This is a genomic window from Ralstonia sp. VS2407 (assembly GCF_052950655.1).
Map to the genome: position 1 here is coordinate 40,719 of NZ_JBRFVG010000008.1, position 16,771 is coordinate 57,489.

Below are 16,771 nucleotides of genomic sequence, written 5' to 3' on the forward strand. Positions count from 1 at the left end.
TTATTGCACAAAGCTCTGCGCCAGCGAGCCCAGCAGCAGGTGCCAGCCATCCACCAGCACGAACAGCATGATCTTGAACGGAAGCGAGAAGATCGACGGCGTGACCATCATCATCCCCATCGACATCAGCACGGCCGCCACCACGATGTCGATTACCAGGAACGGAATGAAGATGGCAAACCCGATCTGGAACGCGCTTTTCAGCTCGCTCGTGACGAAGGCCGGGATGAGCGCACGCATGGGCGTTTGCTCGGGCGAGGCAATGGCCGGCATGTTGCCCATCTTGACGAACAGGGCGAGGTCCGGCTCGCGCGTCTGCTTGAGCATGAACTGGCGCAGCGGCGTGGCGGCGGTGTCCATGGCCTGCTCGACGGTGATCTTGTTGTCACGCAGCGGCACGTAGGCGTCGGTGTAGACCTTGTCGAGCACCGGCGACATGACGAAGAACGTGAGGAACAGCGCCAGCCCGATCAGCACCTGGTTGGGCGGCGTGGTTTGTGTGCCTAGCGCATGGCGCAGCAGCGACAGCACGATGATGATGCGCGTGAAGCTGCTCATCATCAGGATGATGGCCGGCAGAAACCCGAGCGACGTCAGGAAGACCAGCGTCTGGACGGGCAGCGAATAGCTTTGGCCGCCGGCGGTGCCCGTGAGCAGCGGCAGACCGGGTTGCGACTGGGCGAACACGGCGGGCGCGGCGCCCAGCAGCGCCAGGGCAATCAGGCAGCGGAAGAAGGTGCGCGCGTTCATTCCGACTTTCCCGTCAGGTGACGCTTGAGCTGGATGGACAGCGCGTCGGCAAAGCGGGGCGGCTTGCCGGAGCCGGAAGTGCCGTCGCCGGACGGGTCGTCCGGCGTGGAAGCGACTTCGGCAGGGCGCGGCAGCGTGTGGAGCGTCTGCACGTGCTGCTGCGTGACGCCCAGCACGAGCCATGTGCCTTCCACATCGACGACGACGACCTTCTCGCGGGCGCCCAGCATTTGCTGTGCGACCACGGTGATCACCTGACTGCGGCGCCGGCCTAAACCGCCGGGGCCCATGCCCGCGCGCTGCTGCAGACGGCGCAGCAGCCAGCCGGCCGCCACGATCATCGCCAACACTACAAACAGCCCGCCTAGGGTGCGGGCCCAATCAACTGCATGGTTCATTTCAACACCTTGCCCGGGGGGAGCACTGGTTGCTGTCAGGGTGCCGATGGACGGCGCGCGTGTATGGCTTATCGGTTCAACTTACGGATCCGCTCCGACGGCGTAATGATGTCGGTGAGGCGGATACCGAACTTCTCGTTGACCACCACCACTTCACCTTGGGCGATCAAGTAGCCGTTGACAAGTACATCCATCGGTTCACCGGCCAGTGCGTCGAGTTCCACCACTGAACCTTGCGCAAGCTGCAGCAGGTTCTTGATGGGCACCTTGGTGCGGCCCAGCTCCACCGTCAACTGCACGGGGATGTCCAGGATCATGTCGATGTCATTGCGCTGGGCACCGCCCAGGCCGTCGGCCGTCAGGGGCTTGAACACCGGGCTGGATTCGGCGGCGGCGGGCGCGGCGGCTGGCGGGTTTGCCGCAGCACGCTGCGCGGCTTCCAGGGCCATGGCCTCTTCCATCGTCATCTCGACATCGATGTCGTCGGCGTTGGCTTCGGGGTTCATGGTCGGTTCAGTTGTCATCGTCAGACTCCGTGGCAGCGTCGCTGCCGCTCATATTCAGCATGCGGTTGACCCGCAGCGCGTATTGGCCGTTGAACGTGCCGTAGTTGCATTCCATGACGGGCACGCCGTCTACCTTGGCGGTCACGCTGTCATCCAGCTCCAGCGGAATGACGTCGCCCACCTTCATGTTCAGGATGTCGGATACCTGCACCTTGGCCGTGGCGAGGTCGGCAATCAGCTCCACCTCGGCGGTCTGCACCTGTTGCGACAGCAGCCGCAGCCAGCGCTTGTCCACTTCCAGCGCTTCGCCCTGGATGGCCGATGTGAGCCGGTCGCGGATCGGCTCGATCATCGTGTAGGGCATGCAGATGTGCACGTCGCCGCCGTTGTTGCCCAGCTCGATGCTGAAGCTGGTGGTGACCACCACTTCATTGGGCGTGGCCACGTTGGCGAACTCGGTGTGCATTTCCATGCGCAGGAATTCGAAATCGATCGGGTAGACCGGCTGCCACGCCTTGGCGTAGTGCTCGAACACGAGCTGCAGCATGCGCTGGATGATGCGCTGCTCCACATCGGTAAAGTCCCGGCCTTCCACGCGCATGTGGAAGCGGCCGTCGCCACCGAACAGGTTGTCGACCACCAGGAAGATCAGGTTGGGGTCGAATACGAACAGCGCCGTGCCGCGCAGCGGCTTGACGTGCACAAGGTTGAGCGAGGTCGGCACCACCAGGTTGCGGATGAACTCGCTGTACTTCTGCACCTTCACCGGCCCGACGGAGATTTCCGCGTTGCGCCGCATGAAGTTGAACAGCCCGATGCGCCAGTTGCGCGCGAACCGCTCGTTGATGATTTCCAGCGTGGGCATGCGCCCACGGACGATGCGCTCCTGCGAGCCCAGGTTGTACGAGCGTATGCCCGAGGGATCGGCGGCTTCGACGGGGTCGTCGTCCGCGTCATCGGACACGCCTTTCAGGAGCGCGTCGATTTCCTCCTGGGAAAGAAACTCTTCCTTGAGCATGTCACTGAATCACAAAGTTGGTGAACAAGACGTCTGCCACGGGCGATTCCTTGCCGACAGCCTTGAAGACGTGTTCGCATAGTTCAACGATTTCCTTGGCCAGCTTGACCTTGCCGTCCGCCGGATACAGCTCGGTAGGGGTCTTGCTGGCCAGGAGCATCAGGACCTTGCTGCGCAGCTCGGGCGTATAGGTCTTGATCTCTTCTTCGGCATGCTTGTCGAAGCTCTTGAACGTGATGCCGATCTGCAGGTAACGGTCGTTGCCTTCTTCGGGCTGCAGGTTGACGGTCAGGGTTTCCATGGCCACGAACACCGGCTCTTTGGGCTTGGGCGGTGCGGCGGGGCCGGATGCGGCGTGATTGCCGCCTCCGAGGAAGAACCAGGCGGCACCGCCGCCCATGCCGACGAGCAAGAGCACGATCAGGATGATCAGCAGCAGCTTGGTGGAGCCGCCCTTTGCTGGGGCGGGGGCGGTAGTGGCGGCAGCGGCTTCGGCCATGGGGATCACTCGGGGACTAAGGGGGGGTGGGCTTTCCCGGCTCGCGTCGCGCAACACACCGTAAAAAACAACGCACGGCACAGAGTCGGGTTCTCGGATGGCATTCTTCCCCACCTCTGTCCAGCTCATTCCAGCAAGAAACGCGGTCAATCCTGCTTATCTCGGGCGTTTGCGACGTGCGGTGCAAAGCCGTACGATTTTATAAGTGACTCAGAGTGCACTTTATGTGGGGGGTTACGTTGCCCCGGGCGCCTGACCGGTACCCCTGTTCGCCTCTTGCACCGCAAAAGTGACGTTGGTCCGAAAGATTTGCCCGCGCTTGCCGTTGTAAGGAAAGAACAGGCCGGCATGGTCCGGCCCTGCATACCTGCATTGTTTTGCCGGAAGCCGCCTTGAATTCCTTGCCCTTTTCCACCCGTATTGACCTGGCGCTTGTCGATGCCGATGGCTTGCCGGCCGACTGTCCTGCGCGCGGCGAGCCGCCGGGCTTCTGCCCGAAGCTGGATCTGCTGTCGATGGTCAACGCGCTGACAGAGGGCATCCTCGTGTGTGGGTCGGACCGCCGCGTCACCTACGCCAATCCGAGCGCCGCGCGGCTGCTGGGTTTGCCGGTGGAGGCCCTGGTGGGGCGTTTGCTGCCCACGGTCGTCAATGCCGCGGTGGACGAGTTTGACGCGTCCATCCACGAGGCCGACTGGCCCGATCAAGAGGTGATCGCCGAAGGGCAGCCGCAGCTGAACCAGATTTTCGGGATGCACTGCGTGGATGGCCGCACGGTGTGGGTTTCGAGCAACTGGACGCCGCTGTATGCCGATGGCGGTCATTCGATGACGGCCTCTCCGCGGGCTTCGGAGGTCGGTGCAACGCCATATTCGGTGCTGGTGTCGCTGGTCGACATCACGCAGATCCGCGAAGCGCAGCAGCGCATCCGGCATCTGGCCACGCACGACACGCTGACGGGGTTGCTGAACCGCTCCGCGCTGGAAGATCGCCTGGAGCACGCTTTGGCGATTGCCCGCCGTAACCGCTCGCGCGTCTCGGTCATGTTCCTCGACCTCGATCGTTTCAAGAACGTCAACGACACGCTGGGCCACCAGTTTGGCGACATGCTGTTGCGCGAAGTGGCGGCCCGCCTGCAGGCCTGCGCGCGCGAAGCCGACACCGTGGCGCGCCTGGGCGGTGACGAATTTGTCGTCATGCTTGAAGCGCTTGATGGCCTGGGCACGCGGCGCGTGGCCGAACGCATTCTCTCGGCCATCAGCGCGCCGTTCCATATCGAGGGGCAGGAGCTGTACCTGGGTGTGTCGATCGGGATTGCCGTGGCGCCGCACGACGGCGACGACCCAAACACGCTGCTGCGCAAGGCCGATGCCGCCATGTACCTGGCAAAGGAGCGCGGCCGCAACAACTTCCAAACCTTTACGAGCGACCTGGACGATCGCGTCTCGCGCCGCTTCCGCATTGAATCGGGCCTGCGGCGTGCGAGCGACCGCAACGAGTTCTACGCCGACTACCAGCCGCGCGTGGATGTGCGCAGCGGCCGCATCGTCGGCGTGGAAGCGCTCATCCGCTGGAATTCGGCCGATTTCGGCCGCATGATGCCCGGCCAGTTCATTCAGGACGCCGAAGAAACCGGCCTGATTGTCGAGATCGACCGCTGGATTCTGCGCGCCGCCTGCGATCAGCTTGCACGCTGGCGCCGCATCGGGCTGCCGGACTTGCGCATGTCGATCAACCTCTCGGGCCAGGCATTCAGCTCGGGGCAGTTGAGTGCGATGGTGCGTGGTGCGCTATCGACCAGCGGCTTGCCTGGTAACGCGGTGGAACTGGAGATGACCGAAGGCATTCTGATTCGCGACGATCCGTCATTGCATGCGCTGCTGACCGAGCTGCGCGCGATGGGCGTATCGCTGGCGCTGGACGATTTCGGTACCGGATATTCATCGCTGTCGTACCTGCACCGCTTCCCGATCGATACGTTGAAGATCGACCGTTCGTTCGTGCAAGACCTGCCGCACGTGGCCGAACGCGCGGCCATCACGCGGGCCATCATCATGATGGCGCAGGCCATGGGCATGAAGACCGTGGCCGAAGGCGTGGAGACCACCGGCCAGCTTGAATTCCTGCGGGAAGTCGGCTGCGACGAGTTCCAGGGCTATCTGCTCACGCGGCCACTGGAGCCGACGGCGGTGCAGGATCTCGTGCGCGAGAACGCGCGCCGCTACGGCGAGCGTGTTCCCCGGTTTCTATAAATATCGAGTCCATTCAGCGTGCCCCGGAAGGCGTAGCGAGCGCCCCGAGGTTGGCGTGAGAAGCGCAGCCGTACACGTGTACGGCGAGCATCGCAAGGCCAAGATCGGGGTGCGCAGTAGCTTTACGGGGCACCCTAGAGTTGGAGGCCGTTGCTGACTACGTACATGGTCAGCTCGGCGTTGTTGCGCAGCTTCATTTTCGAGAGCACGCGCCCCCGGTACACGCTGACCGTCTTGACGCTGATCTGCAGTGCCTCGGCAATCTCGCCCAGCGTGCGGCCGGAGCCCAGCATGCGCAGGGTCTGGAATTCGCGGTCGGAGAGGATGTCGTGGCGGGGCTTGTCCCAGTCGACGTTCAGGTTGTCCGCCAGGACTTCCACAAGGTCCGACGGCAGGTATTTTTTGCCCTTCGAGATGGCGTTGACGGCCGCCAGCAACTGCGGCTGGCTGGCGTCCATCGGCAGATAGCCGGCGGCGCCCGCCTTGAGCGCCCGCACGGCAAGCAGCGCTTCGGGGTGGCGGCCCAGTGCCAGCACGGCCAAGCGAGCATGCTGCTGGCGCACGGTCTTGATGGTCTGGAATTCGTCCCCGGTGGCCGATTCCACCGAGAAAAGCATGACGTCCCACTCGCGCTGGGCGAGCAGGTCGTTATTGGCATCGCGCAGGTCCGGCACAGCCTCGATCTGCCGGGCCAGGCGCGAATCCTTGAGGATCTGGCGCAGGCCGACACGGGCGATATCGTGCGGTTCGACGATCAGGACATTGAGCATGGTGGGTGTTGCGGGTCAAACGCGGGCTCGCTTCGAGCTCTTCTTTCCACCGGCAGGCTGTTGGGCCGAACTGGCGGGCTTGCAACTCCCCATCTGTGCACTGTGTGGCGCTCTATATAGAGAAGGATGCTGGCGCCTATGGACTGGTCGATCGAGTATAGCCGAGGGCCTGCAGGCCAAGAAGCAGGCTCACCGCCTCTTTTGGAGGGGTGCCTAAAGTCAGGCGCCCGCAAGCCCAAACCGCCGCCGACGCACAAATTTGTCAAGGCGACCCTAAACTTTCCTCAGAGGCCACCGATAACCTGAGTACAACGCAGACCTGATCCCCTTCAAGTTGCAGGTCACGTTGCCCGGCCTAGCCGGAATTAGCAAACACGGGCAACAAACCATCGGGAAACTTAGGAGCCGTCATGTCCCTCAGCCTCAATACCAACATCTCGTCCCTGCAAACGCAGCAAGCTCTGTCGCAATCGCAGTCCGCTCTGCAAACGTCGCTGCAACGTCTGTCGACCGGCCTGCGCGTGAACAGCGCCAAGGACGATGCCGCCGCTTACGCTGTGTCGTCGAGCCTGACCACCACGCTGAACTCGCAAACCCAAGGTATCCAGAACGCCAACAACGCTCAGTCGTACCTGCAAACGGCTGACTCGTACCTGGGCCAGGTTGAAAACAACCTGCAGCGTATGCGCCAACTGGCTGTGGAAGCCAACAACGGCGGTCTGTCGACCACCGACCAGGCCAACCTGGACAAGGAATACCAACAGCTGGCCACCGCCAACAAGAACATCGAAACGAACGCCAACTACAACGGCGCCAAGCTGTTCGATGGTTCGGTGACTTCGACCACGTTCCAGTACGGCCAAAGCGCATCGACCGACGTCGCCACCGTCACCAACGCCAACCTGGCCAGCTTCGGTACGCTGTCGAGCACGAGCGTGACCTCGACTGCCAACGCAACGGCAGCTCAGGCGGCCATCGATACCGATCTGGCCAACCTGAAGTCGGCACGTGCCAGCCTGGGTGCACAGCAAAGCGGTCTGAGCTCGACCATCAACACGCTGACCTCGTCGAACACCGCCCTGTCGGCTGCCAAGTCGGCCATGATCGATACCGACTATGCGTCGGAAACGTCGAACATGACCCGCCAGAACATCCTGCAGCAAGCGGGTACGGCGATGCTGGCGCAAGCCAACTCGGCACCGAACAGCATCCTGAGCCTGCTGAAGGGTTAATCAGTAAGTTGGATGCAGCCTCGCCGCCTCGCGGTTGGGCCAAGGGCCGGCGCTCCTCGGGGCGCCGGCCTTTTTTCTTTTGTCGGATACCCCACTTTTTCGTGGGTGGCGCCTGCATAACCTGCCCTAAAGAAGCTGCGGCCAGTGCCGTTGTGTAGAGAGACTTCCGCCGGCGCAGATGCTTATCGGACCCGATCATGGCGACTACCACTACCACCTCCTCAACCAGCAGCTACGTTCCGCCGATCTCCATTCCCGGTATCGGGACGAGCATCGATGTCAATTCGCTGGTGTCCAGCCTCATGAAGGTGGAAAGCCAGCCGCTGACGCAACTGCAGACACAGCAAAGCTCGTACCAGACGCAGCTGTCGGCCGTTGGTTCGCTCAAGAGTGCGCTATCGACCTTCCAGACCGCGTTGTCAAACCTGACGAGCGCGTCGAACTACAGCGCGATGAAGGCCAGCGGCTACGACACGTCGATGCTGAGTGCGTCGGTGACGGGCTCGGCGCCTGCAGGTTCCTACGCGGTCAATGTCACGCAGCTTGCGCAATCGCAGGTGCTCGCGGCGCAGGGGCAGACCTCCACCACGACGGCCATCGGCAGCGGCGCATCGACCACGATTTCGTTCTCGTTCGGCTCGGTGTCGGGCGGTTCGTTTTCCGGTGGCAAGTACACCGGTTCGACGTTCACGCAGAACGGCAATCTGGCGGGTGGCTCGATCACGATCGATTCTTCCAACAACACGCTGGCGGGCATCCGTGACGCGATCAACTCGGCCAACCTGGGTGTGTCGGCCAGCATCGTGAACGACGGCAGCGGCAGCCCGTACCGTCTGGTGCTGACGTCGACTGCGGGCGGCTCCAGCTCGGAGATGAAGATTTCGGTGTCGGGCGACTCGACGCTGCAATCGCTGCTCTCGCAAGACCCAGCTGGCACGCAGAACATGACCGAGGTGACCACGGGCCAGAACGCCCTGGCCACCATCAACGGCATTGCCGTGCAGAGCCCGACCAACACGTTGTCGAACGTGGTGGACGGTACGTCCTTCACGCTCTCCAAGACGGGCAGCACCAACGTGACGGTGGGCAACGACCCGACCGCCACCACCACCGCCGTCACCAACTTCGTGAACGGCTACAACGCGCTGCGCACGCAACTGAATTCGCTCACCAAGATCGACACCGCCAACAGCGCCAACAACGGCCCGCTGGCGGGCGATGTGAGCACCAAGACGCTCATCAACCAGATTACCGACGTGCTGGGCCAGGCGGTCGGCAACGGCAATTACCAGTCGCTGGGCAGCGTGGGTGTGACGATGAATTCCGACGGCACGCTGTCGGTTGACAACACCAAGCTGTCGGCAGCGGTTGCAAAGTCGCCCAGCCAGGTGGCGGGCTTGTTTGCCGGTACCGGCACGGCCACCGATTCGCTCGTCAGCGTGCCGACGTTTTCGGATTCCACGCAGGCCGGCACCTACGCCGTCAACGTGACGCAGTTGGCCACGCAGGGCACGCTCACGGGTTCTGCCGCCGCCAACACGACCATCACGGCGGGTGTGAATGACACGCTCGCGTTCAACATCAGCGGCATGTCCGTCAACGTGACGTTGGCGGCCGGCAGCTACACCGCAGCGACCCTGGCTGCGCAGATCCAGAGCCAGATCAACGCATCGACCACGCTGCAGAGCGCCAAGGTCACTGCGTCGGTGTCGGCTGACGCCAGCGGCGTGCTGAGCGTGACCGATAGCCAGTTCGGCTCGGTGTCGGCGGTGTCGGTATCAGGCGCGGGGGCTTCATCGCTCTTCGGCGCGAGCCCGACGGCCACCAACGGTCTGGATGTGCAGGGCACCATCAACGGCGTTGCTGCCACCAGTTCGGGGCAGAACCTGTATGGGGTCAGCGGTTCGGCCACCGACGGCTTGACGGTGCAGGTGGCCGGCGGCCCGCTGGGCGCCCGTGGCACGGTCACGGTGCAGCGCGGTTACGCCGCCCAGCTCAATACGGTGATGACGAGCCTGCTGTCGTCCAGCGGCATGGTGCAGAACGAGACGGACGCGATCAACAGTTCGCTCACTTCGCTTGCCAGCCAGATCACCGCCATGCAGACGCGGCTGGATAACAAGCAGGCGCTGTACTACACGCAGTTCAACGCGTTGTCGGCAGCGGTGGCGAGCATGACGAACACCAGTAATTACCTGACGACGCAGCTCGCGGCCATTGCGAAGCAAACTTCGAGCAGCAACTAAGCCAGGTTCAGGTTTAGAGCACAACCCAAAACAAAACAGACTACAGCGAGGACCTTTTCCATGTACGCTGCACGCCGTGCCATCGGTGCCTATGCGCAAGTCGGCATCGAGACGTCCGTGGTAGACGCCAATCCGCACCGCCTCATCGCCATGCTGTTCGAAGGCGCGCGCGCCGCCATCAACCTGGCCGGCGCCGCCATCCAGCGCGGCGACGTGCTGGCCAAGGTGCGGGCGTTCGACAAGGCCATCTCGATCATCGGCCAGGGCCTGCAGGCCAGCCTCGATCACCAGCGCGGCGGCGACATCGCTGTGCAACTGAACACGCTGTACGACTACATGCTGCGCCGCCTGCTGGTGGCCAACGGCAACAACGATCTGACAATCCTCGCAGAGGTGGACGCCTTGCTGGTCCCGCTGCAGGATGCGTGGCTCGCCATCGGCCAGACCGGCCAACCGGCTGCCGCCGCGGCGAACAGCCATCTGAGCGTTGTGAGCTGATTGCCGGTCGTTTGTAGGAACGCGACCTTTGACTGAATTCGGCCCAACTGGAGCCAATATGCACCGCAACATCCCGATCAAGGACAGCGAAAGTCTGTTCACCTGCTACGAAGCCATCGCACGCCTGACCGCCGAAATGGTCAGCGCGGCCGAAGTGGGTAACTGGGAAGTCGTCAGTACGCTGGAACGCGAGAGCGCCGCCTATGTGGATGCGCTGCGCCGTTCCGAGCCGCATCCGCAGCTCTCGCGTGCAGACGTGGAGCGCAAGCGCACGCTGCTCGTGCGCATTCTGGAAGATGACGCCCGCGTGCGCGCCATGGTGTATCCGCGCCTGGACCGCCTGCAAAAGCGCATCGACACGGCGCGCCGCGCCACCACCGCAAGCAACGCTTACGGCAGCATGGCGCGTTATTGAGACGAAGCGTTCTGCAGCTGTTTTGACAGCGTCAGATAGTGCTCGGACTTGCGTGCGAGCGCGTGACTCTGCATCTGGTACACGATCGCCAGTTGCTGGGCAGCGAGGAAGCTGCCCCGGCCGACGACGCTGCCGTCCATCTCCGGTTGATCGCCGATCTCAAGGCAACGGTTGAAGACCTGCTCTGCCAACGGTAGCCACCGGGCGCCTGCCTCATCAGGCTGCTTGGCCGCCGCATCCAGCAACACCAATCCCAGCGCAAAGCACAGATCAGGAAAGTCCGGCCACGTCTGGATGGCGACATCGCCTTGCGCGAGCGCCTCTTCAACGCGGTCGGCCTTGCCGAGGCTGTACACATAGCGCAGCGCGAGGTTGCGGCGGTAGGGCGCGTCAGGCGGCGCCAGGCTGAAGGCGCGTGCGTAGTACGTTGCGGCCTTTGCGTAGTCTTCATGGTGCAGCTCGGTTTCCTTGCCGAGCTGATACAGCACGTATGGGTCGTCCGGCCGGTGCGCGAGTTCATCGAGCAGCAGTTGCGTATTGCGCTCGCCTTTCTTCTGCATCTTGGCTGCGGTATAGCCGTCGTGGCGGACCACGATCGGCACGCGCGCCGCTGGCAATGACGACACCGGCTGCTCGTGAATGCGCCCCGTATAGTGCACGCCACGCGGCAGCACGCGCGGGATCCACGCAATCAGTTGGCTGGCGGCTTCGGCCGCATCCGTATCGTTCTTGACGCACACCACGCCCACGGACGGCTCTCGGCCGCTGAGTGTGCGCAGGTGCTCGCCGCCACTCTCCAGCCATTCGTCAGCGTCGAGGACGAGATTCCAGTCGGCATTGGCAGCCTGCAGAGCGGTGTTGCGCGCGGCCGAGAAATCGTTCGTCCAGGCCATGTGGCTGACGAGCGCGCCGCACGACTGGGCAATGGCTACGGTGTCGTCGGTCGAGCCCGTATCCAGCACCACCATGCGATCGACAAACGGCTTGGCGCTGAGCAGGCAGCGCGCAATGCTGGCGGCTTCATTGCGGGCGATGACAACCAGCGCCACATCGGCGGAAGCGGACGGTGCGCTCATTCGCGGTCGTCCGCCGTAGCCAGTGCGTCGAGCAGCTTGCGCAGCACGTTGCGCGTGGCGCCAATCTCGTCCAATTCCAGCGGAATCTTGCAAACCAGCGCTTCGGGCACTTTGGCCGCCCGCTCGCGCAGTGCGCGGCCGGCGTCGGTCAATTCGATGACGACGCGGCGCTGATCCTCGGGATCGCGCGTGCGGGTGACGAGGCCTTGTTCTTCCAGGCGCTTGAGCAACGGGGTCAGCGTGCCCGTATCGAGGTACAGCGTGCGGCCGAGGTCACCTACGGCGCACGGCGCCTGCTGCCAGCACGCCAGCATCACGAGGTATTGCGGATAGGTCAGGCCCAGCTCATCCAGCAGCGGCCGGTAGAGGCGCGTCAGCAGATGGCCGGCGGCATACAAAGGAAAGCAGAGCTGCTGATCGAGCGCCAGCACGTCGTTCACGGAAAACTCCCGGGGGGACGGTCTGGCGCCCGAGCGGCGAGTGCCGCATCGGCCCTGAAAAGGCTAAGCGAGGCTCAGCGCGTGACCGTGTTCAATTGGACGTCAATATTGCCACGGACGGCATGCGAATAGGGGCATACACCATGTGCGGCAGCCACAAGCGCCTCCGCCGTCGCCTGGTCAACGCCGCTCAGGGTGGCCGCCAGCGACACCGTCAACGCAAACCCGCCGTCTTCGCGCGGGCCGATGCCGACCGTGGCCGTGACCGATGTCGACGCCAGCTTGATCTGCTTGGCACGTGCAACATGCAGCACTGCGTTTTCAAAGCAGGCGGCATAACCGGCGGCAAACAGTTGCTCAGGGTTGGTGGCGGCACCGCCGGCGCCGCCGAGTTCGCGCGGCAGCGACAGGGGCAGGTCAAGCGTGCCGTCGGCGCTGCGAACATGGCCGGCACGGCCGCCTTCAGCGGTGACTTGCGTCTGGTAAAGCGTCTTCATGGTCGGGTCCTCTTGCTGGGAAACCCGGTCGGCGACATGTCGGCCGGGAGATCGATGTCAGAAATCGATGATGCAATTATATTGTGTGCAATATAAATCGCAAGGGCGACCGCAAACCCTTTTCCCGAACGTGGAAAAAGGGGGAGGGGAGAGTGATCTTAGATCGACATGCTCATGATGCTTTGATAGGCCGAGACCAGCTTGTTGCGCACCTGTACGGCCGTCTGCATGTCGATGTTGGCCTTCTGCAGCGAGAGCATCACGTCGTGCAGGTCGACGTCGTTGTTGCCCATTTCAAAGCTGCGGGAAATGGATTCGGCCTTCTGCTGTGAAGCGTCGACGCGGTCCAGCGACGACTTCAGCACGGAGCCGAAGTCGACGCTGGGTTTGCCGGTTTCGCCGCTGGCTGTGCTGCCGCCGACAGTGGACGGCGCCAGCACGCTGTTCATCAGCGAGACCACGGAATGGGCGTTGGAGAGATCCATGTGGGTGTGACCAGTGACTCAGGGGAATTTGGCGAGCGTTTCGAGTTCCGACACGAAACGGACTTCGCGGCCGGCAGGCACCGCAATGTCCATCGGGATCGGCGTGACGACGATGGTGTGATGCGGAATGGCGTCATCGTCGTCGAGCACCAGGAACTCCGTGTCGGCAAAGCCGTGCGCGTGGTGGAAGACCTGCAGCGGCGCGCGGCGCAGCGTGGCGTACTTGGGCGGCTCGGGCTTGAACGGGTCGAGCTTGGTCACGTATTCGAACGCCGCGTTGACACGGTACAGGTCATACGGTGCGGGCAGATCGGACACTTCACCCAGCGCGCGGACGCGGTTCGCGATGTAGTAGTTGTCGATCCAGTTGCCGCCTTCATGCGTGCGCAGGCGCAGCGCAACCTTCATGCGTGCCAGCACGAACTGGTTGATGGCGTTCAGCCATTCGGGGCGCTCGGCGGCCGGCAGCGTGTGCGAGAACTTGCCGAACAGATATTCGAGACCACCGCGATAGCGGTCCCACGCGTGTTTCACTTCTTCGTTGCCGGCCTGGGCGCGGGTCTCGTCGGCAAAGTAGCGCGAGACCGAACGATAGAACGGCGTCTTGCTGAAGTACACCGCGCTGGAGCCGAGCATTTCGGCCGCGTGCACGAAGGCGTAGAACGCAGGTTCCGGCGCGCTGAAGTAGATGCGGTCCATCACCTCGCGGCGCGCCAGGTAGATCTCCGGAAAGAGGTGGTGCGACAACACCAGTGCCAGCAGCTTGGCGTAGTCGTGCTGCTCGATCAGGTAGTTGTCGTCCTGGCGATAGAACGCGGTGACGTCCTGCCGCGTCGGCAAGTCGTGAATGAACCACGGCGCAAAGATGACATCCACGCCCGGGTTGCGCTCGAAGATGTCGATGTTGTTGTTGATTTCGGCCAGGATCGGGAGGTCGTCATCGGCGTGGTAGAGCACGTACTTGCCCTGCGCGCTGCGATAGAGCTGGTTCAGGTTTTCTGCCGAGCCGAGGTTCGACGGGCGGCGGAAATACCGGATGTTCAGCTTGTCCTGGTAGCGGCCCACGACCTCTTCGGTGGCGTCGGTCGAGCAGTTGTCGCCGATCAGCAATTCGTAGCTGAACTTCAGCTCGCCGATCTGCGAGACGAGTTCTGCAAGCAGATTCTCGAGATAGCGGGCGCGGTTGTAGGTCGGGATGCAGACGCTCAGCGCAACCTGCTGGATGACCGCGTCGTGCTTCACGGGCGCGATGTCCTGCAGCGCTTCGGTTTGGATTGCTTCGATCTCACTCATTGGATGAACTCGCGCCAGTTGAGGGTCTGAGGGCACATGTACTGCTTGCCGGCCGGGCCGTGGTTGGCAATCAGGTCCAGGCTGCTGACAAAGGGGGTGAATGCGCCATGCAACTGCGGATACGGCCGCATGGCGTAGTTCATGTATTCGACGGTGACGCCTTGCTGCTCGAACTCGGCGTGGGCCAGGTAGTTCCTGGCGCCGTGTCCGGTGATGTAGGTGTCGCCTTGCAGCTTCTTCACGATGGCGAGTACGCGGTCGCTGTTGCGGCCGGGAATGTCCAGCTCAGGCGAATCGACAAACTTGCTGTCCAGGTCGATGCCCAGGTAGCGGCACACCGCGCGCATGGACGCCAGTGCCAGCGCGCCCATGTTGGCGTAGTCGGCCTCGTACACGGAGCGGACGAGCGCCAACATCTCGCTTGCATGCGGCGCGGCCTCGTAGGCCTGCTCCAGCATGCGCAAATGCTGCGCACGCCAGTCGACATTGGCAGCGGGTTTGACTTCATCAATGCGCGCACCGAGGTGGAACTTCTCCAGCGGCACCGTCATCCATCGCGTACCGGCCGGCTCCTTGATCTGCACCCGGTTGGTGAAGCTGCCCTTGGAGAACTGCACGTCGGCGTAATTGACGAGCACGTCGGCCAGCATGATCTGCTCGAGCAGACCCACCCAAGGGAACAGCATCGGTTGTGTGATGACGACCTTCATGACGACAGCATCCGTTCCATCAGGACAACGTCATGCCAACGGTTGTCTTGCAGGTAGTGGCCGGCCAACGTGCCGATGGTGCGGAAGTCGAGCTTCTCGTACAGCGCGATGGCGCGTGTGTTTTCAGCCAGCACTTCCAGCGTGATCTTGCGCAGGCACAGCGTTTCGCTGGCGTAGGCAAACGCGGCTTCGCACGCGGCACGCCCATGGCCCTTGCCTTGCGCAGACGACGCCAGGCAGATGCCCAGCGAAGCGTGTCGGTTGACCGCATCGATGTGGTTCAACTGCAGGTAGCCCAGGACGCTGTCATCCGCCTGGCTGGCAATGACAAAGAGCACCAGGTCGCTCTGCTTCGATTTCGCGATCAGCCAGTCGCGCACGCTCGCGGCGGAGTTGGGTCGCGGGCGCGTCATGAGCTGCAACTGCGTCGGCACATCGTTGCGCAGCGGCAGCAGTTGGGCGATGTCGCTCTCGCGCCATTCCCGAAGAACGAGTGAACCGCGCGCGATCATGGCTGGAAGCGGAAATAGCGGAAGCGGTTCGGATACGCGGCTTCCACGGTGTGCCGCACTTCATCGGCAATGACCGGGTTCACGGCCAGGTACACCACTTCAACTTCGTCAGGAATGCTGTCGAGCGCCACCACCGGCTTGCCGGCCAGGGACGACCCTTGCAGGTACGGGTTCTGATCGACAAACGCGCGCAGGGCATGCGGCTGTTGCAGATTGCTGGCGGTGTAGGCGCCGTAGAAACCCGCGCCGTAAATGACGGCGGGCGCGCTGCCATGCTGCGTTTCAAAGTCCGTCAGGTGGCTGGAGGCTTGCTGCCAGAAGTTGGCCAGCTTGTTGGCTGCGCTCTGCGTGTCGGCCAATGCTTGTGCGTCCAGCACCGGCGCGACTTTGCTGTCGCCAGGCCGGCGCGCGGCGGTCACGACGAACGCGCCACGGTGGCTGTGCGCATCGGCCTCGAGCAGATCAAACCCGTGGTTGGCAAGCAGCGTCTGCAGCGACGTGTGCGTGAAATGGTTGACGTGATCCGCCACCAGAAAGTCCACCGAGTTGGTGAACGTGTTTGGCACGATGGCGTACAGGCGGCCGCCGTCGCGCAGCAGGCTGTGAATGTTGCGCAGCGCGGTCGTCAGGTCGGGGATGTGTTCGAGCGAGAAGAACGAGCTGACGACATCGAACGAACGCTGCCATGCCGGCGGGATCGTGTACGTGGCCCATTGTTCGGGGCTCAGGAATTTTTCCCAGAAACCGACGTAGCGGTCGCTGATATCGAACAGGTGGACGTTTACGTCGGGGCGCTGCTGTTTCAGCAGGCGCATGGTGGCGCTTTTTGCGCAGCCGAAGTCGACCACCCGAGCGCCTTCCGGCAGGGCCAGCTTGCGTTGGAACGTGGCGACCTGGTGGTCGGCACGGAAGATCTTCTGGCCGTTCTCAACCGCGTAGATCTGGTCTTCTTCCTCGCTGCCCACGAGGATGTCGTACTCGGTGTCGTAGAAGCTGCCGTTGTCACACAGCTCGGCGGTCTGGATATGGCCGCACGCGGCACAGCAGAAGACTTCCAGCGTGCCGTCCATGGCACGGCGCAGCGAAGACAGCGAGCTTTGCGGCGCAGCGCGGTAAATCGGTTCGGCCAGCGGTTGCTGGCAGACATTGCAGGGCAGTGCACCTTGGGTCATGG

General features: G+C 63.1%; 19 protein-coding genes. 5 read left to right on the forward strand and 14 right to left on the reverse strand.

Translation table 11 applies throughout. From position 1 onward, the window contains the following. The 5 genes from fliP to fliL all read right to left on the reverse strand — a co-directional run bounded on the left by fliP (window position 1) and on the right by fliL (window position 3,171). The gene (gene fliP / locus ACU8YE_RS14690) at window positions 1-750 is read right to left on the reverse strand and encodes a flagellar type III secretion system pore protein FliP (RefSeq protein ID WP_232039037.1); all 750 of its coding nucleotides are present in this window, start codon (window positions 748-750) and stop codon (window positions 1-3) included. Next, window positions 747-1,148 carry a flagellar biosynthetic protein FliO gene (fliO, locus tag ACU8YE_RS14695; protein ID WP_232039038.1) on the reverse strand — a complete coding sequence of 134 codons (402 nt, stop codon included), beginning with the start codon at window positions 1,146-1,148 and terminating at the stop codon, window positions 747-749. The genes fliP and fliO overlap by 4 nt, the downstream gene beginning before the upstream one ends. A gap of 68 nt (window positions 1,149-1,216) precedes the next feature. Then, window positions 1,217-1,672 carry a flagellar motor switch protein FliN gene (gene fliN / locus ACU8YE_RS14700; protein WP_004631438.1) on the reverse strand — a complete coding sequence of 152 codons (456 nt, stop codon included), beginning with the start codon at window positions 1,670-1,672 and terminating at the stop codon, window positions 1,217-1,219. Next, window positions 1,662-2,672 (reverse strand): flagellar motor switch protein FliM, encoded by a 1,011-nt coding sequence (fliM, locus tag ACU8YE_RS14705; protein WP_232039039.1) that lies wholly within the window; start codon window positions 2,670-2,672, stop codon window positions 1,662-1,664. The genes fliN and fliM overlap by 11 nt, the downstream gene beginning before the upstream one ends. A gap of 1 nt (window position 2,673) precedes the next feature. Beyond that, window positions 2,674-3,171 carry a flagellar basal body-associated protein FliL gene (gene fliL, locus ACU8YE_RS14710; RefSeq protein WP_024542098.1) on the reverse strand — a complete coding sequence of 166 codons (498 nt, stop codon included), beginning with the start codon at window positions 3,169-3,171 and terminating at the stop codon, window positions 2,674-2,676. A gap of 515 nt (window positions 3,172-3,686) precedes the next feature. Between fliL and ACU8YE_RS14715 the strand changes: the two genes are divergently transcribed. Next, window positions 3,687-5,423: a sensor domain-containing protein gene (locus ACU8YE_RS14715; RefSeq protein ID WP_232040234.1), complete on the forward strand. Its 1,737-nt coding sequence runs from the start codon at window positions 3,687-3,689 to the stop codon at window positions 5,421-5,423. Window positions 5,424-5,557: 134 nt separating this feature from the next. On the opposite strand, the gene ACU8YE_RS14720 is transcribed toward ACU8YE_RS14715, so the two are convergent. Further along, complete coding sequence (locus tag ACU8YE_RS14720) at window positions 5,558-6,193, reverse strand: LuxR C-terminal-related transcriptional regulator (RefSeq protein ID WP_024977602.1); 636 nt, start codon at window positions 6,191-6,193, stop codon at window positions 5,558-5,560. A gap of 410 nt (window positions 6,194-6,603) precedes the next feature. On the opposite strand from ACU8YE_RS14720, the gene ACU8YE_RS14725 reads away from it, so the two are divergent. The 4 genes from ACU8YE_RS14725 to ACU8YE_RS14740 all read left to right on the forward strand — a co-directional run bounded on the left by ACU8YE_RS14725 (window position 6,604) and on the right by ACU8YE_RS14740 (window position 10,584). Then, window positions 6,604-7,425: a flagellin N-terminal helical domain-containing protein gene (locus tag ACU8YE_RS14725; RefSeq protein ID WP_316871885.1), complete on the forward strand. Its 822-nt coding sequence runs from the start codon at window positions 6,604-6,606 to the stop codon at window positions 7,423-7,425. 197 nt (window positions 7,426-7,622) lie between these two features. Beyond that, window positions 7,623-9,671 (forward strand): flagellar filament capping protein FliD, encoded by a 2,049-nt coding sequence (gene fliD / locus ACU8YE_RS14730; protein WP_440839747.1) that lies wholly within the window; start codon window positions 7,623-7,625, stop codon window positions 9,669-9,671. A gap of 60 nt (window positions 9,672-9,731) precedes the next feature. Then, entirely contained in the window at window positions 9,732-10,169 is a 438-nt protein-coding gene (gene fliS / locus ACU8YE_RS14735) for a flagellar export chaperone FliS (RefSeq protein WP_232039042.1), read from the forward strand. 58 nt (window positions 10,170-10,227) lie between these two features. Then, on the forward strand, window positions 10,228-10,584 hold the full coding sequence (locus ACU8YE_RS14740) for a flagellar protein FliT (protein ID WP_027679883.1): 357 nt from the start codon (window positions 10,228-10,230) through the stop codon (window positions 10,582-10,584). Here ACU8YE_RS14740 and ACU8YE_RS14745 read toward each other — a convergent pair. The 8 genes from ACU8YE_RS14745 to ACU8YE_RS14780 form a co-directional block, all read right to left on the reverse strand. Continuing rightward, entirely contained in the window at window positions 10,578-11,660 is a 1,083-nt protein-coding gene (locus ACU8YE_RS14745) for a glycosyltransferase (protein ID WP_446929019.1), read from the reverse strand. The two genes, ACU8YE_RS14740 and ACU8YE_RS14745, sit on opposite strands and share 7 nt — an antisense overlap. Then, window positions 11,657-12,100, reverse strand: coding sequence for a MarR family winged helix-turn-helix transcriptional regulator (locus ACU8YE_RS14750; protein WP_232039044.1), 444 nt, complete (start codon window positions 12,098-12,100; stop codon window positions 11,657-11,659). Before ACU8YE_RS14750 ends, ACU8YE_RS14745 begins: the two co-directional genes overlap by 4 nt. 74 nt (window positions 12,101-12,174) lie before the next feature. Continuing rightward, window positions 12,175-12,597, reverse strand: a complete 423-nt coding sequence (locus ACU8YE_RS14755; protein ID WP_232039045.1) for an organic hydroperoxide resistance protein — start codon at window positions 12,595-12,597, stop codon at window positions 12,175-12,177. 158 nt (window positions 12,598-12,755) lie between these two features. Further along, the gene (gene fliE / locus ACU8YE_RS14760; RefSeq protein ID WP_027679887.1) at window positions 12,756-13,082 is read right to left on the reverse strand and encodes a flagellar hook-basal body complex protein FliE; all 327 of its coding nucleotides are present in this window, start codon (window positions 13,080-13,082) and stop codon (window positions 12,756-12,758) included. A gap of 18 nt (window positions 13,083-13,100) precedes the next feature. Beyond that, entirely contained in the window at window positions 13,101-14,375 is a 1,275-nt protein-coding gene (locus tag ACU8YE_RS14765) for a glycosyltransferase family 2 protein (RefSeq protein ID WP_012430701.1), read from the reverse strand. Next, on the reverse strand, window positions 14,372-15,085 hold the full coding sequence (locus ACU8YE_RS14770; protein ID WP_446929020.1) for a WbqC family protein: 714 nt from the start codon (window positions 15,083-15,085) through the stop codon (window positions 14,372-14,374). The genes ACU8YE_RS14765 and ACU8YE_RS14770 overlap by 4 nt, the downstream gene beginning before the upstream one ends. Beyond that, complete coding sequence (locus ACU8YE_RS14775) at window positions 15,082-15,597, reverse strand: GNAT family N-acetyltransferase (RefSeq protein ID WP_232039049.1); 516 nt, start codon at window positions 15,595-15,597, stop codon at window positions 15,082-15,084. Before ACU8YE_RS14775 ends, ACU8YE_RS14770 begins: the two co-directional genes overlap by 4 nt. Continuing rightward, a complete protein-coding gene (locus ACU8YE_RS14780; protein ID WP_322018607.1) occupies window positions 15,594-16,769 on the reverse strand; it encodes a class I SAM-dependent methyltransferase in 1,176 nt (391 codons plus the stop codon). Before ACU8YE_RS14780 ends, ACU8YE_RS14775 begins: the two co-directional genes overlap by 4 nt. Window positions 16,770-16,771: the final 2 nt, after the last annotated feature.

Coding starts and splice junctions, on each gene's coding strand:
- fliP (WP_232039037.1), bottom strand. CDS start 750: ATGAACGCGCGCACCTTCTTCCGCTGCCTGATTGCCCTGGCGCTGCTG.
- fliO (WP_232039038.1), bottom strand. CDS start 1,148: ATGAACCATGCAGTTGATTGGGCCCGCACCCTAGGCGGGCTGTTTGTA.
- fliN (WP_004631438.1), bottom strand. CDS start 1,672: ATGACAACTGAACCGACCATGAACCCCGAAGCCAACGCCGACGACATC.
- fliM (WP_232039039.1), bottom strand. CDS start 2,672: ATGCTCAAGGAAGAGTTTCTTTCCCAGGAGGAAATCGACGCGCTCCTG.
- fliL (WP_024542098.1), bottom strand. CDS start 3,171: ATGGCCGAAGCCGCTGCCGCCACTACCGCCCCCGCCCCAGCAAAGGGC.
- ACU8YE_RS14715 (WP_232040234.1), top strand. CDS start 3,687: ATGGTCAACGCGCTGACAGAGGGCATCCTCGTGTGTGGGTCGGACCGC.
- ACU8YE_RS14720 (WP_024977602.1), bottom strand. CDS start 6,193: ATGCTCAATGTCCTGATCGTCGAACCGCACGATATCGCCCGTGTCGGC.
- ACU8YE_RS14725 (WP_316871885.1), top strand. CDS start 6,604: ATGTCCCTCAGCCTCAATACCAACATCTCGTCCCTGCAAACGCAGCAA.
- fliD (WP_440839747.1), top strand. CDS start 7,623: ATGGCGACTACCACTACCACCTCCTCAACCAGCAGCTACGTTCCGCCG.
- fliS (WP_232039042.1), top strand. CDS start 9,732: ATGTACGCTGCACGCCGTGCCATCGGTGCCTATGCGCAAGTCGGCATC.
- ACU8YE_RS14740 (WP_027679883.1), top strand. CDS start 10,228: ATGCACCGCAACATCCCGATCAAGGACAGCGAAAGTCTGTTCACCTGC.
- ACU8YE_RS14745 (WP_446929019.1), bottom strand. CDS start 11,660: ATGAGCGCACCGTCCGCTTCCGCCGATGTGGCGCTGGTTGTCATCGCC.
- ACU8YE_RS14755 (WP_232039045.1), bottom strand. CDS start 12,597: ATGAAGACGCTTTACCAGACGCAAGTCACCGCTGAAGGCGGCCGTGCC.
- fliE (WP_027679887.1), bottom strand. CDS start 13,082: ATGGATCTCTCCAACGCCCATTCCGTGGTCTCGCTGATGAACAGCGTG.
- ACU8YE_RS14765 (WP_012430701.1), bottom strand. CDS start 14,375: ATGAGTGAGATCGAAGCAATCCAAACCGAAGCGCTGCAGGACATCGCG.
- ACU8YE_RS14770 (WP_446929020.1), bottom strand. CDS start 15,085: ATGAAGGTCGTCATCACACAACCGATGCTGTTCCCTTGGGTGGGTCTG.
- ACU8YE_RS14775 (WP_232039049.1), bottom strand. CDS start 15,597: ATGATCGCGCGCGGTTCACTCGTTCTTCGGGAATGGCGCGAGAGCGAC.
- ACU8YE_RS14780 (WP_322018607.1), bottom strand. CDS start 16,769: ATGACCCAAGGTGCACTGCCCTGCAATGTCTGCCAGCAACCGCTGGCC.